The organism is Paraglaciecola arctica BSs20135, from assembly GCF_000314995.1.
Classification (GTDB): domain Bacteria; phylum Pseudomonadota; class Gammaproteobacteria; order Enterobacterales; family Alteromonadaceae; genus Paraglaciecola; species Paraglaciecola arctica.
This window is the reverse complement of the sequence record NZ_BAEO01000007.1, coordinates 108,152-122,744: the sequence shown is the minus strand read 5'-3', so window position 1 is coordinate 122,744 and position 14,593 is coordinate 108,152. Positions and strand designations below refer to the sequence as shown.

16 protein-coding genes and 1 pseudogene are annotated in these 14,593 nt (G+C 40.5%); 9 read left to right on the top strand and 8 right to left on the bottom strand.

The genetic code is table 11. The features are described 5' to 3' along the window. A complete protein-coding gene (locus GARC_RS02580; RefSeq protein ID WP_007616376.1) occupies positions 1–756 on the bottom strand; it encodes a class II aldolase/adducin family protein in 756 nt (251 codons plus the stop codon). A gap of 89 nt (positions 757–845) precedes the next feature. Here GARC_RS02580 and GARC_RS02575 point away from each other — a divergent pair, with 89 nt between their 5' ends. Continuing rightward, positions 846–1,535: a Crp/Fnr family transcriptional regulator gene (locus tag GARC_RS02575; RefSeq protein ID WP_007616375.1), complete on the top strand. Its 690-nt coding sequence runs from the start codon at positions 846–848 to the stop codon at positions 1,533–1,535. A 25-nt stretch (positions 1,536–1,560) separates the two neighbouring features. On the opposite strand, the gene GARC_RS02570 is transcribed toward GARC_RS02575, so the two are convergent. From GARC_RS02570 to GARC_RS02550, 5 genes are all read right to left on the bottom strand, one after another. Then, entirely contained in the window at positions 1,561–2,115 is a 555-nt protein-coding gene (locus tag GARC_RS02570) for a DUF6436 domain-containing protein (protein WP_007616374.1), read from the bottom strand. Next, the gene (locus GARC_RS02565) at positions 2,099–3,154 is read right to left on the bottom strand and encodes a methyl-accepting chemotaxis protein (protein ID WP_039988467.1); all 1,056 of its coding nucleotides are present in this window, start codon (positions 3,152–3,154) and stop codon (positions 2,099–2,101) included. Before GARC_RS02565 ends, GARC_RS02570 begins: the two co-directional genes overlap by 17 nt. Continuing rightward, complete coding sequence (locus GARC_RS02560) at positions 3,151–3,459, bottom strand: hypothetical protein (protein ID WP_039988465.1); 309 nt, start codon at positions 3,457–3,459, stop codon at positions 3,151–3,153. The genes GARC_RS02565 and GARC_RS02560 overlap by 4 nt, the downstream gene beginning before the upstream one ends. Positions 3,460–3,667: 208 nt before the next feature. Next, the gene (locus GARC_RS02555) at positions 3,668–3,853 is read right to left on the bottom strand and encodes a DUF2970 domain-containing protein (protein ID WP_007616372.1); all 186 of its coding nucleotides are present in this window, start codon (positions 3,851–3,853) and stop codon (positions 3,668–3,670) included. A gap of 260 nt (positions 3,854–4,113) precedes the next feature. Next, positions 4,114–5,085, bottom strand: coding sequence for a helix-turn-helix domain-containing protein (locus GARC_RS02550; RefSeq protein ID WP_007616370.1), 972 nt, complete (start codon positions 5,083–5,085; stop codon positions 4,114–4,116). 299 nt (positions 5,086–5,384) lie between these two features. On the opposite strand from GARC_RS02550, the gene GARC_RS02545 reads away from it, so the two are divergent. From GARC_RS02545 to GARC_RS02510, 8 genes are all read left to right on the top strand, one after another. Next, complete coding sequence (locus tag GARC_RS02545) at positions 5,385–6,026, top strand: response regulator transcription factor (RefSeq protein WP_226989048.1); 642 nt, start codon at positions 5,385–5,387, stop codon at positions 6,024–6,026. A 133-nt stretch (positions 6,027–6,159) separates the two neighbouring features. Then, positions 6,160–7,824 carry an ATP-binding response regulator gene (locus GARC_RS02540; RefSeq protein ID WP_007616366.1) on the top strand — a complete coding sequence of 555 codons (1,665 nt, stop codon included), beginning with the start codon at positions 6,160–6,162 and terminating at the stop codon, positions 7,822–7,824. A gap of 291 nt (positions 7,825–8,115) precedes the next feature. Then, complete coding sequence (locus GARC_RS25795) at positions 8,116–8,835, top strand: PEP-CTERM sorting domain-containing protein (RefSeq protein ID WP_007616365.1); 720 nt, start codon at positions 8,116–8,118, stop codon at positions 8,833–8,835. A gap of 116 nt (positions 8,836–8,951) precedes the next feature. After that, the gene (locus tag GARC_RS02530; protein WP_007616364.1) at positions 8,952–9,575 is read left to right on the top strand and encodes a PEP-CTERM sorting domain-containing protein; all 624 of its coding nucleotides are present in this window, start codon (positions 8,952–8,954) and stop codon (positions 9,573–9,575) included. 486 nt (positions 9,576–10,061) lie between these two features. Continuing rightward, positions 10,062–10,706: a hypothetical protein gene (locus GARC_RS02525; RefSeq protein WP_007616363.1), complete on the top strand. Its 645-nt coding sequence runs from the start codon at positions 10,062–10,064 to the stop codon at positions 10,704–10,706. 540 nt (positions 10,707–11,246) lie between these two features. Next, positions 11,247–11,744 (top strand): peptidylprolyl isomerase, encoded by a 498-nt coding sequence (slyD, locus tag GARC_RS02520; RefSeq protein WP_007616361.1) that lies wholly within the window; start codon positions 11,247–11,249, stop codon positions 11,742–11,744. A 273-nt stretch (positions 11,745–12,017) separates the two neighbouring features. Further along, positions 12,018–12,698 carry a DUF2293 domain-containing protein gene (locus GARC_RS02515; protein ID WP_007616360.1) on the top strand — a complete coding sequence of 227 codons (681 nt, stop codon included), beginning with the start codon at positions 12,018–12,020 and terminating at the stop codon, positions 12,696–12,698. Positions 12,699–12,711: 13 nt separating this feature from the next. Continuing rightward, positions 12,712–13,317, top strand: coding sequence for a DNA-3-methyladenine glycosylase I (locus GARC_RS02510; protein ID WP_007616359.1), 606 nt, complete (start codon positions 12,712–12,714; stop codon positions 13,315–13,317). A gap of 102 nt (positions 13,318–13,419) precedes the next feature. On the opposite strand, the pseudogene GARC_RS27645 reads toward GARC_RS02510, so the two are convergent. Both GARC_RS27645 and GARC_RS02500 read right to left on the bottom strand, forming a co-directional pair. Then, a pseudogene (locus tag GARC_RS27645) lies at positions 13,420–13,662 on the bottom strand (helix-turn-helix domain-containing protein); the annotation flags it as partial. Between the two features lie 222 nt (positions 13,663–13,884). After that, a complete protein-coding gene (locus GARC_RS02500) occupies positions 13,885–14,562 on the bottom strand; it encodes a glutathione S-transferase family protein (RefSeq protein ID WP_007616357.1) in 678 nt (225 codons plus the stop codon). Between the last annotated feature and the right edge of the window lie 31 nt (positions 14,563–14,593).

Genomic DNA, 14,593 nt, shown 5'->3' with positions numbered 1-14,593 from the left:
TCACAGCTCATATCCAGGATTTTTACGGTCTAATTTACGTAATATTCCCGGCCATGCTAAGCCCCCACCAGCTGAACGTGTCACCTGTTTAGCTTGTGCCTGAATACCTGCCAAAATCTGCGACGGAATAAGGATCAATTCTTGGCCACTGGCTTGCGCTTTAAGCTGAATTTGGCAAGCACATTCCAGAAAATACATATACACAAACGCATCCTCAATAGTATCTGCACAAGTTAACAGCCCATGATTACGCAAAATCATAAAATTGGTTTCACCTAAATCAGCCACAAGACGTGATTTTTCATCTGGATTAAGAGCCACACCTTCATAATCATGGTAAGACAATGACGAAAGTGGAAACAATGATTGTTGACTAAGAGGTAACAAACCTTGTTTACTCGCAGACACGGCTATACCCGCAGCAGTATGCAAGTGAAGCACACATTTGGCATCATCACGGGCTTCATGCACAGCACTATGAATGGTAAATCCAGCTGGATTAATATCGTAATCCGAGTCCATCACCTTATTACCTTGCAAGTCGATTTTAACCAAACTAGAAGCGGTAATTTCTTCAAACATAAAACCGTAAGGATTAATTAAAAAATGATGTTCAGGCCCAGGCACACGGGCTGATATATGGGTAAACACTAGATCATCCCAGCCGAACATAGCCACTGCGCGATAACAGGCAGCTAAATCAACTCGGGTTTGCCATTCTTGCTCACTAACTTGTTGTTTTACTGATGAGGTCATATCAATTTCTCGACTAAATTTTAGTTGCACTAGCTTAATCTACTGAGCAGAATACAAACTGTCGTCAATGTGACAATTGGAAAATTTTTATGCAAAGCGCTGAAGTAAATTACATACTCAAACAAAATCCTTGGTTTGCCTCTTTGCCTGAAAATTTAGCCAAGCAATTACAACAAAAATGCAAAATAAAACACCTAAATGACAAACAGATATTACATCAAAAAAACGACATGGCAGATGGATTTTATTGTGTGTTAACAGGGCTAATTCGCGCCAGTAATTTTACTCTAGAAGGCAAGGAACTTGTGCTTACTTGGATCCAGCCTGGAAATTGGTTTGGTGAAATATCTTTGATAGACGGTCAACCGCGCACCCACGATGCACATGCAGAAGGCGCCACCACCTTACTTATGTGCCCTAAAGCCGTTTTTGATTTTTTATTAAGCGAAGATAACCAATGGCAAATTCACATTATGCGATTGTTGTGTCAGCGGGTACGGGCTACATTCAGCCTAATAGACGAAACCGGCTGTTTATCCTTAAAAGGGCAATTGTGCAAAAGGTTAAGTTTGTTACACAAGGGCTTGGAAGAGCAACAACACACTATGACAAACGAGCTGTCGATTTCGCAAGATGCACTAGCGCAGCTTATTCACAGTTCAAGACAAACAGTGAACAAGATTTTGCAAAGCCTACAAACAGAACAAGTCATTAAGCTACGTTATGGGAAAATAGTGATACTAAATCGGTTAGCTCTGGAAAAATTGAGTCAAATATAAACATCTTAAACATTATTGAAGCACATTATCCAAGGTGGCAATAACAACCTTTTGCTTCCCTAATGATAATATTTGCTGAAAAACCTTTTACAAAATTGTTAAGCATAGTTTGTGCAAAACCAGAAGTCTGAGAACAACCTAGACCTTGTCCATAAGGGCCATAATAAATAACATCGCCATTGCCATCTAATATGGCAACCGAAGGTGTGGCGGGGATAAGATCATCTTGCTCAACCACCACATTAACAACATTAAACTGATTAGCTTCGGCCATTTTGTTAAGAGCTGAAATATGCTCCTGGCTAAATTGTTGACAAGCACAATTAGGTTTAGAAAAATGTATCACTCGATTTCCTAAACCACTATCTAATCCATTCCCTAAACCTATAGTTTCGCTAGAGGTATAATTTTGTAAATAATTTGCCAGTTGAAGATGATCAACTCCTTGCAACTTATTATCAATATCAAAGTTTACTAACCTTTGTTTTGTAAAGTAGGCAAAGGCTAAAACAGTAAAAAGTATCCAAACAACAACAATAGTAAGGTGACGTTTTTTGAGTTTGCTATTTAAAGCGAGCAATTTTTTGTTCCATCTCAGCTGCAGTTTGACTAACTTTTGAGGCTTCAATCCCTAAATTATTAACTTTTTCAATATCCGTTTGTACAGTACCTCTTAAGGTTTCTGCACTTTTTGCAATCCCGTCAGTTGTGACTGATTGTTGCTCTACAGCTGCCGCCACATTGATAGATATGGAACTAGCTTGATCAACTAAACTCGTGGCCTGAGCTATTTGTTGCTGAGCTTTATGGGCGCTTTCAATAACTGATTGCACAATTTCTATGCTATCAGCCATAGATTCTGTCGCTGATTGTGAATACCCTTGCAATAACGAAAGTGTGCCACCAATTTTATTGGTACTGTCTTTAGTACGAGTGGCCAATGCACGGACCTCATCAGCTACCACAGCAAACCCTCTTCCGTGCTCTCCGGCCCTTGCAGCTTCAATAGCTGCGTTAAGCGCCAATAAATTTGTTTGTTCAGCGATACTGGCAATTTCTGACAATACATTTGAAATCGCCTCAGTGGAGCTAACCAACTCAGTCACTTGCACATTGGTTTTTTCTAAGGCCGTAGTTAAGGCTTCATTTTGAACATTGATACAAAGAATATCTTCATTTGCAGCTTGAGTATAATCATTAGCTTCTTTCATTTGATCACTTAAGTTGCTGGTATCTTTAGCTATTGAGGCTACTGTCACAGCCATTTCTTCGGCAGATGTGGCAATTACATCGGTTTCAAGTTGACGTTGTGAAGAAGACTTTTCCAGTTCTAATTTTGTGTTTATTAAGGTATTTGAGTTAGCGTTTAACTCAACCACTTGTTCCTTAACATTGCTAATAACCTTAAATAAAAGCCCCAACAACTCGTTAAATGAAATTAAGGTGCTATTGTCCCCTGCATTAGTTTTTATACTTAAATCTATTGCACTTTGATCTGCCATCAACTCTTTTGCTACTAGTGCTAATTCTTCTCCGGCTTTACACTCATCTGCCATGGATTTTGCCATATAGCCTGCTACAACACCTTCTGTAATAGCGTACACCGCATGAATGATCACTGTGGTAAACGCCAATCTTGATAAATAATTAAAAAAGCCAACAAAATGAAAATTTCAAAATGTACTTCAATGAGCCCATTGGTTTGATGTATATGTAAGGCGGCAAATATCATAGTCGCCATTGCAGACACATGCCTAGTAATGGCGGCCAACGGAGCAGTTCTATTAAAATATAAGGGCACTAGTAAAGCCGGAAATCCAATCACTAAAGCCGAAATATATGAATCAAAAAAGAATGCAAGCAACAAACTTTCTAAAAATAGAGCACAAAAAAGATAGGTAAATATTTTGTTGGTTTTATTCATAAAATTGACTCTTTTGAAAGATTAAATATGATGCCTAGGCTCGATACCTATGTATCGGCAGACTTGTATGAAATACCAACAATTACATTTGATTCTATAAAAATAGAATGAAAGAACATTCTGTCGCACGTCACAGCCAATTAGACAGGTGTTTTAGGCAAAGATGAGTTCTTTTGAAATTGGCCAATACGTCCAGCAACGCTATACATCACAGCACCAGATTCACAATCAAAATCAAGATGCCAATCAAACCCAAAACAAACACAACCCCAACTATGGCAAAAGGTACAAAAGAAGATTGCTGAAAATCACTTTTATAATTGGCGTCACTTTGCACACCCAATACACTGGCTGCGACACTTTTAAATACATTCCATAAATTGGTTTTTGGCATTTTAAATATGTTCTCCACGTTAATACAATCAAGCAAATGTTAACAACAGGTTATACCCTTGTTTGATATTCACCAAATATTTTGTACTGCCTAAAAGAAAATTTTCTCAATCCCCCGCTATACCTATATGCCTAGGGAACAAAATAAGCATATTGTTATAAGTTTGAAAGAATGACTTGGTTTATTATCACTGAAGGGCATCTGCTATTTTAAAATAACTAGCTTACTAATTTGTTTAGATAAAAATTCTTGGCATGAGTTTAAGTGAGTACTCTGGATAAAGTAACAGAAGGTAATTCACCAAATAACCTTAGATAGTCATTAGAAAATCGCCCTAAATGCCAAAACTGCCAATACATTGCAACCTGAGTCACCGTGATATTATTGTTATCAGCTTTTATCAGTTGGGCACGAGCACGATTTAGTCGAAGATGATAGAGATAAACATTAGGCGTGAAGCCTAATATCTTTTTAAAACTGTACTGTAGATTGCGCTGACTTATGTTCATTTCAACACATATATCCACAATACTGGGGCAACCTTCATTTTCAAGCACTCCATGGATATAGTCTAATGCTTGATTAACTCGTTCTTTAGCGCGGTACCGCGCTATCAAATCTTGACGGACATCATGATTAACAGATGACTCATCTAATGCTAATAACAATCTGTCCATAATAAATGAACACAGCCCTTGATTATCATTGGTCACCTCAGCATCAGATTGAAATAAAGGATGTGAATAAAGGTGATGTGAAAAGACCTCCAATGATTTTCTAAGAGGTGATTCAAAAATCAAGGCACTGTCTGGCACTGTCGCCCAGTATTGCGGTGAGATAGCTCTTGCTCGCTCAAGAAACTTTGCTTGATTAAACCGAAAATACACAGTTTCAACATCACCAGCAACTTGAACATCCACCTCACTTTCACTGGGAATAAAAAACAAAGAGTTATCTTGTGAATCATATTCAGAGAGACGTACTTGTGCGTTAGTCGAGCGAGCAAAAGAAACGGTACAAAATGGGTCAACCATTATGCCTCGTTTATGAACCATGCAGTTTTGCTGTTCAAAAAACACACTGACATCATGATGTTGAATTTCACGTAATTGACCTTGATATGGGCCAGCCGAAAGTTGAGTTATCTCTAATGGTAACCAATTTTGTGCCGACTGCTGTTCACATGCATCAAATAAAGGTAGTTTGCGAAAAAGAGTACTTTGCTTAAGCATAATCACCACTGATACAACATAAATTCATAATGACTTCCCAATGCAGGAATTGACAACCTACAATAATGTAAAGACTACCCCCTCTCCCTTTTACGCAAGAGTTAACCCCTCCAAAATTTAAATTCCTTTTTTGCGAAAATCGGATAGCCCTTAGATTTAAGGTCTTATATTCTTAAAACTAAAGTATCCTCCCATTTAATTAATTAAGAGGACTGACTATGTTGAGCGACTCATAATTTACAGATAATTCATCTAAAGCAACATCAATCAAAAGGTTGATTTTATTCTGGATTTTATTAATGCCATACTCAGGCTCCATGAAAGTATTACTTGCAGATGACCATCACCTATTTCTTGAAGGGATACGGTCAGTTTTGAAAAACATATTCTCGGATGTCGAATTCGAGTGTGTGAGTAATGGGCATCAGGCACTGGAGAAACTGTCGAATAATGCCTATGACGTGGCATTGATTGATCTGCGGTTACCCGGAATTGATGGGTTTAGCCTACTTGAAGAATTGTCCAAATCACTGTGTTTAACGCCCATCATTATGGTGACTGCATCTGAAGATCCATGGGATGTGGATAAAACCCTTGAATTAGGGGCAATGGGGTTTGTTTCTAAGTCATCTAATGGCAAACAAATACAACATGCCATTGAATCGGTGCTACGAGGCGAAATTGTGAAACCGAGCAATAATAACCAGTCAAATACTCTCAATTCAACATCTACTGATTGGGCTAGCCAACATAATCTGACTATTAGACAATTAGAAGTGTTGCGCTTGATACGTCACGGCTTGTCAAATAAGGCGATTGCCGAGCAGCTATTTCTGAGTCTGGCCACAGTCAAAACGCATATAGTAGCCATTTTTCAAGCTCTGGGCACCCAAAGCAGAACAGAAGCCATTAAAAAAGCACAACAACTGGGGTTAGACTAATTTATTTTTGTTTTAGTACCGCTCTAACACGCTTACATAACATTGGTTTTATGGAGTATTTACCATCATAACAACAGAAAACTCTCATACAGATAGGATCATTGCCGATAAAATTTTAATTGTTCACGATAATATGCCAGTTACTTTAATTGGCAACGCAATAGGCTGTATTCCACTTGCGAGTGTACTTTGGGACAGTGAGTCCCCCTTCAAAATATTATCTTGGGTTGGCAGCATCTATTTACTGACGTTTGCGCGATGGATACACCAACGCTCATTCGATAGTAAAAACGCATCTATCGAGCAAATTTATCGTCAAGGCAAAGCGTATACAATAACCGCATTAATTGCAGGACTGCTCTGGGGCAGCGTCGCATTGTTATTTTTTCGACCTGAATTATTAGAAACCTTTACCGCCATTCTACTCACACTGATAGTGGTGATTGGGGCTAGCATGATTGCACTATCATCTAGGCCTTTAACCCATGCCGCCTTTGCTTTCCCGGCTAGTGCGCCCATTGTTATCATGATGTTTTTGCAAGATAGTCTACTTTATATGTGGTCTTGTTTTGGCATTCTCATTTATATGGCTATAAGTTTTGTGTTTAGCCGCAATATGCATCGTGTTATTAATAACTCTCTCGAATTGAAGTACCAAAATATCGACCTCGTCACAGACTTAAAAAAACAAACCGAAACGGCCAACAAGGCCAACATTGATAAATCGAGGTTTCTCGCTGCAGCCAGTCACGATCTTCGCCAGCCATTACATGCGGTTAATTTATTTGTAGAAACCTTAGAGCAAAAAATAACAACCAACGATCAAAAAAGCGATCTCATGCATATTCGACACGGACTGGATTCTTTAGATGAACTTTTCAATGCGTTACTCGATATCACCCAAATTGACTCAAATACGTTACGCATAAGCAACAGCAATTTTTCACTTGCGCTACTCATGTCTAAATGGATTGAGCAGTATTCAATCCAAGCGGCAAATAAACAGCTAAAACTAGTGATAAAAGATTGCGAGCATTTTGTTTATACCGACCCCGTTCTTCTTGAACAAGTCATACGTAACCTCTTATCGAATGCGATTCGTTATACTAAACAGGGTGAAATTAACATTCATTGCACCCAGAATAATAACAATTTACAGCTGCATATCCGCGATACGGGCATCGGCATACCACAAGCAGATAAAGAACAAATATTTAACGAGTTTTATCAATTAAACAACCCAGAACGCGATAGAAATAAAGGGCTTGGCCTTGGGTTGGCGATTGTAAAAAGAATATCTCAAAGGCTTAATTACCAACTCAGCTTTACAACAAAATTAGGCAAAGGAACGGAGTTTATTGTTGTACTTCCCAAAGGCAAACAAACTGAGCAAAATAAACATAAGCCCTCGCATCCAGCACTAAAAGACAAACTCAATAATTTAAAAGTGATGGTCATCGACAACGAAGTACAGATTTTACAAGCCATGGAAAACATTATTGTCAGTTGGGGGAGCCACGCCACCAGCGCCGATTCCACTAAGAAAGCTCTCAAACTTATTCAAGACGGTTACCAACCAGACATTATACTTGCAGATTATAGAATGCCGGGTGACATAAATGGTTGTGAACTGATAAAGCTTATTCAACAACAAGTCGGTGATATTCCTGGGATAATTTTGACCGGCGATACAGGTAACGACGTCATCGCTGAAATCAATGCAGCCAAACAAGTCAGGCTAACCAAACCGATTAAACCCGCACAATTACGCATAGCTATGAGTCATCTTATTCATTAGAAAACGTCTAAATAACACAAATATACAAAATTCAAACCTTACTAAAATTATAATTCTCTACCTCAAAATCATCCTTTCGGTTGATAGGCATTCTTTGAAAAATCAATAAAAATGCCCGTGATTTAATTTCAGTTTTGCGAAAATCGGATAGTGGCTTGATTTTGAAATAGTTATCATCCGCTCAAAACTTACTCTTGAAATCTAAATATTGGTTTGATTGTTGTTGCTATGTCGACAACTGTCATTACAACCTTCAACAATTATCAAGTCCTCAATATATAGGTAAAACGGATGAAAAAAGTACTGCTTGGCTTAGGTTTATTATGCACATGTAGTTTTGCTAATGCTGCATTGGTTACTTACAACGACTATACCCTCGATGAAGCTACTAACATTGTCACCAGCGGCGGTTTGGAATGGTTACAGTGGGATGAAACAAGAGGTCTGTCTATTGATTCCGCATTAGCAATTTATGCCTCACAGGGCTGGGGCGTTGCTTCCAATGTGCACATGGCAGGATTGTTCAATGCCTTTGGTTTTGGCGCAAGCACGCCTTGGGACGACAATGAAAATACATCACAAACCCAAGTGACGCCATGGAACTCGGGAGATGATATCAATAGCGACCCGATTGAACAGTTTTTAACCTTATTCAGCATTAGCTTTTTATATGGGGGCGATCCTTCACTTCCTTCAGATCCTGTCGATGCCACTGGCGCATTTTTTGGACTAGACACAGACTCTGACGGAAAGACTAACGTTGCAGAGCTTCGCAGTGATTATACCGTTGACGATTACCCGGACTATACCAAAGTAAACGGATACGCAAGGTTACTTAGCGATACCCAAGGGGGAGCATTCGGTCCATCAGAATATTATGGCGTTGCATTGGTACGCGCCATTGCCCCGGTAAATGAAGTTTCAGCGCCTGCTAGTGCCTTATTGATGGCATTAGGATTATTTGGGCTAGTGATCCGTCGTAGACATACAACTTGGAATACCAAGCGTTAATAATCATTGTCTGTTTTTTCAGATTAAATTTAGATGATATAACAAATATTTTGCCTCTAAAATTAATTTTGAATTGCAGAAATAGGACTAACTTCAGTTAAACTAAGGAAAATTTAATGAAAAAATTAATAGTAATATGTTTGGGGTTATTTATTACCTCAGCCAATGCCACTCTGATTGATTTTGAATCTACGACGAATCCCTCTAGTTGTAATATAGGTTTTGGGGGAACCGTTGATGGGTTTACATTAAGTAATCGTTCCGGACCAGGCGCAGGCGTTAGTTCTGGCGGGTTTAATAATACTAGCACGTGTTTTTTTACTACACCGACGGCGAATAGCGGTGATAAATTTATGCTGAATGCGCCTGATTCATTTGCTGAATTTACCCGAGATGTAGGTAACTTTTCACTTAACAGTTTGTTTGTTCATGCCGATGCTAGGCTGGGTGACGCTACTGTGCTTTTCCAAGGTTTAGATGGTGTAGGCGGTAATGTGCTTTATTCTCTATCGGTCGACATCACTGCATCTTGGCAACAAGTTGTTTTTGCTGGCTGGGACAATGTGAAAACTTTCTCATGGAATTCAGTCTCCCCCAATGATTCTGCTATTGCTATAGATGATTTTGACTTCGGCGAAGCTTTGATTGTTGATACGCCAGAAGTCTCAGAGCCTGCTAGTGTTTTGTTGATGGCATTAGGTTTATTCGGCCTCGTGATGCGTCGTAAATATAGCGTTTAATATACCGCTCGTCTTAAAAAAGTGCTCATGCTTTACCAGACAGCATGACTCATATAATCAAGGGGGTTTGAAAGCGCCCTTGATACCATTACTCATACAACGACTTAATCCAAACACATTTTAAGTGACAACTAATTTCACCTAGCGTGGTATTCCAAGTAGTTACTTGGAAAAATGCAGCCAACTTTATCCTCGTAACACTCTCCAGCGAACGCTATTCCCTAACCATGTATTTTTACGTCAAATAAAAATGACTGAATACGCTGCAGAATAAATCCAATTCAAGATTAAAGATATTTAACTAGGGTTTGCGAAAATCGGATAGTAGAGCAATTTAAAACTTTCTATAATCACCGAAAATAATATTTTGAAAACAAAATATTAGGCTAAATCGCCACGCAAAAGCACGCTAGATCATGGAGTTTGTAGCTTATTTTATTAACGTTGGCCGTTCAAATAATTGAATTGGTTAAAAAGGAATATCAAATGAAATCTAATTTTCTAAAAACACTATTCGCAGGCATTATTTTATCTACCAGTTGTGTGCTCAATATCGCTAACGCAGGGTTAATAACCAGCATATCCTCAGGGGCTGCCACCCATGAGTTTATTAGCAGTGTTTACTACACAGCTGGGACTATAGCAGAAAGTGGCATCACATATTCATCCACATCCTCATATTCACTATATGGATATGAGGGTGCATATAAGTTCAACCCCAACGGAACTTGGAATTCAATGGATATGATAGGGCTAAATGAATCAATCGGTGATCTGACCATAGAATTTGACTCCGCGGTAAGCGAAGTTTTAGCATTTGTGAATTATAACCCGAAATGGGGCGGGATCCCGATAATGAGTATTTTTGATGAGAGTTTTACTCTGATAGAATCTCACACATTAAACTTCGACACTGGAGCGGCAGATAACTCAGGGTTCGACCTCGGGTTCAACAGCGCATCCAACACCATAAAATACATACAATTTAGCAACGCCTTCATTGGGTTCAATAACTTGCGGTCATTTGCTATTCAAGCACCCACGAGTGATGTTTCTGCTCCTTCTAACACGGCTATTTTTGCATTTGGCTTGATGGGGTTAGGTTTACGTAGGTTTAAAAAACAAGCGTAATTTTAAGGGCGCGTAGCAGCGCTGCGTCCTGATGGTTTTTGGCTAGAATCTCTTCTAGCCAGATACTCTTTTTAAAAAGTAGATCCAGACCTTTACCTAAAGACCAGCTGAAGCTGTTCTATATTTATCCTGTCAATATGGAACAGCAAAAAAGAGTACCCATAAAATGGCTTATTGTGCTCAAACTTTAATTGCGGGAAAGGCAATGGCAAAGCCTCCAGAGGTTTTACTAAAGAGTTAAGAACAGTTCTTTTTTTTCGATGAGAGATTAACATGGCTGTCCTGTTTATTTTGGCTGTCCTGTTTATTTTGGCTGTCCTGTTTATTTCTGTTTATTTTTTCTGATTTTAGTGATCCTAAGCGCAGAGGATCTGCCAACAAGTGTCAGCGCTAAGTTCTATGGCCCCCCTTGAATTGAGTGAGAAGGCCCCAAATTCTTATGGTGAGACATTTATAGTGCAATTGTGCTTGAGCGACTTGAATATTGGTGGCATCCACCTTCGCTATAAATACAACTGACTAAATATGACAGGAGAGAAAATGATTACAGATCAAAAAGTAGTATCTTTGAACTACACAGTGAAAGACACCGAAGGCCAAGTTGTTGATAGCTCAGAAGGGGCTGCACCACTGGTATATTTACATGGCCAAGGCAATATTATTCCCGGTTTAGAAGCTGCACTTGTGGGTAAAGCCCCTGGTGAAGAGTTTGATGTAACCGTTGAACCGGCCGATGCCTACGGTGAATACAATGAAGAAATTCTACAAGTTGTGCCTCGCGAGGTATTTGAAGGCGTTGAAAGCATTGAAACAGGCATGGTTTTTACTGCCCAAGCTCAAAACGGCCCGGTTCAATTGACGATCGCTAAAGTTGACGGTGATGAAATCACAGTCGATCCTAATCACCCGTTATCAGGTAAAATACTGCATTTTTCAGGCTCGGTAATTGAAGTGAGAGAAGCGACTGAAGAAGAACTCACTCATGGCCATGTTCATGGTGAAGGCGGCCATCAACACCAAGAACAAGCAGCAAGTTAAGTTAATAAGACCAGCAAAAATGGCCCGGAGAGAGTTTCATTCCGGAAAAAAGGGGGAGTGAATAGTAATAAAATTCACTCCCCCTTTTGTATTTCGCGGATTGCAAATACCCAGTACAATCCACAATTAAATATTTCAACGTTTACAGAGTAAAGAGTCTTCTTCAGCTCTCTGGAAGAAGAGCCTGATGTTGCTATTTTTGGTGGCAATTGAATCGAGAACTGAATCGAAAAATTGAACCGAAGAAAGCTGAAACACCCATGGAAGTAATAAATGCCTACAGAAACACGCAGCTTTTTAATCACCAATTCCGATAATAGCCTTAAAGATAAAACGGGCAAGGTTTTTACAGTGCCGACAGGTTGGGAAAATTTACCTGCCGGAGATGCCTCGGTTACACGCAAGTTAAAATCCTTAGGGCCGACTTGGACAGTTCAGGAAAAAAAAGGCCGCAAGGCATTTTCTCACGGCGTTTGGGCTGCAAAAGAACAGATTGAAGAAGCGATAACACTTGTCGAAGCGCAACGAGCCGATCCCAAACATCAAAAGAAATTAGCCCAGGCCAAAGTTCACCGCGAAGCAAAGGAAACGGTCTTCGGCGAAGACTTTCAACAAGAGATCATGCAATTTCTCAACTTCGACCCAAAACATCAGCTTTTGGTTGAGCAGTTGTCAAAGTTGGTAAAAGAACATGCGGTGCCCGTGGGCAGCGGTACAGTAGCCCGTAGCTCATCAGTCACCTTGGAAGATAAGGCGGCCATGGCAGTCATGGCCTGGATGCGACATCAAACCAGTGCTTATGATTCAACACCTGTTCCCAGTGTTAAGGGCGCAAGGCGCGAACTAAGGCGACAGATAGCCCGTCAATCGGAACGAATTCTAGCAAAGTACCGCAGTGGAGCTGATGTCGATTTTAAGGCTTGCCCACTTTATACGGTATTACATACAAAATAAGTGAGATGTAACTATGTCAGAAATCTATACCGCCGAGGATGGCAAAGTACGATGTGCTTGGTGTCAGGCAACGCCTCAGTATGTTGCGTATCACGAAAACGAATGGGGCTACCCCGTTACCGATGATCAACGACTCTTCGAAAAGATTTGTTTAGAAGGATTTCAGTCAGGCCTGAGCTGGCTAACTATTTTGGTAAAGCGTGACAATTTCAGAGCCGCCTTTGCTAATTTCGATTTTAATCTTGTGGCTAAATTTACCGATGACGATGTTGAGCGTTTAGTGCTAAACGCAGGCATAGTGCGGCATCGCGGCAAAATCACTGCCACCATAAACAACGCCAAGCGGGCGCAACAAATGATGGCGGAATTTGATTCATTAGCTCATTACTTTTGGCAATTTGAGCCAAAGCGAGATGAAACTATTGCCCCAGGGTTTATGGCCACATGCGAAGAATCTGTCGCGTTATCTAAAGACTTAAAAAAACGCGGTTGGAAATTTGTTGGCCCCACTACTATGTATGCTTTTATGCAAGCCATGGGTATGGTGAATGATCATGCTGATGGTTGCGCTTTGAGGGTAAAGGCGATGCAGCTAAGGGCGGAGTTGGTTCGGCCTTAGCTTGGAGCTTTGCTTAAAATAACGGACCTACTTATTCAGTCCTAAGAATTACAACGCTGCAATATGCGATAAGGTTTCGGGATGAGATTGTACTAATTTCAACTAGGTTACCGCTTGTCCATTGGGCGCACTGCGCCCTTGCTCCCAATTTTCTAAAGTGCGCACTGATGTGTGTAAGTAATTAGCAAATACGCCACGAGACATATTAAATTTTTCACGAATAGACAAAATTTCATTGGGTAAAATTACCAGTTCATCAACAATTTTAACCTCGTGGGTTTTTAAGGTTAGTTTCCCTTCGCTATGTTCTTTTGCCTCATTAAGAGAAGTTGCTAGTTCTGCAAAGGTATTGTTTTAAACATGGGTGGCTTTGTAATTATTGTAATTAGCTGTCAGCCACTTCTCTCCTATTACTCAACTGTTTTCACATAATTCAGAACAAGCGCCTCCCGCTGTTGTGCAAACCAGCTCTGAATATTGCTTATGATGATGAACGGCTTTTATTCAAACAGACTTATCTGTGGCGGTGCTCGACTTTGTCACTGCTTGCTACCCCGCCTCTTTATGCTAAATCCCGTAGAGTTCCTTCAAATGTGCCATAAAACCCGGCCTGTCAGCTGCGGCATCGGCGCGGATGGTTTTGACGTGAGGTCGCTCTTCCATGCGTGCACAGTAGTCGCTCAGGCCGGGCACTGCAGCCAAGGGATCTTTGTTAAAGAACCGGTTGCCCACGTTGCGGACGACGGGCAAGTTCAGGATCGCGGCGATATCGGCCAGCGTAAATTGATCGCCATAAGCAAAGGTTTCAAAGCTGGATAATGTCGGCAGCGCAGCGGCTGCTTTAGTAAGACCTGATTCTACTTCCTTAAGCACCGCCGGATCCGCTTGTCTGCCGCTTAGCAGGTTCGGAATCAATCGGCGTGCCACCAGCTCAAAATACAGCTCTATGAACAGCGAAAACTCCTGTACTTTGGCAACACCAAACGGCGTGTCGGGTAACAGGGAAGGTTCTGGATGCGCCCGCTCGATGTATTCAAGGATCGCCAGGGACTCGCTGATAAAGCCTTCCGGTGTCTCAAGGCAAGGTACTTTGCCCAAAGGGCTCTTCTGCAGATACTCAGGCCTGTATTTCGGACCGACGCCGGTATAGGACACGACCTCTTCAAACGGCAGGCCTTTTTCAAGCAGGGCGAGCTTGGGTACGTTGTAGTAATTACTGGAAGAGAATCCGTGGAGTTTTAGCATCTTTGTTTCCTGTCAAAAAAGACACAGTGTA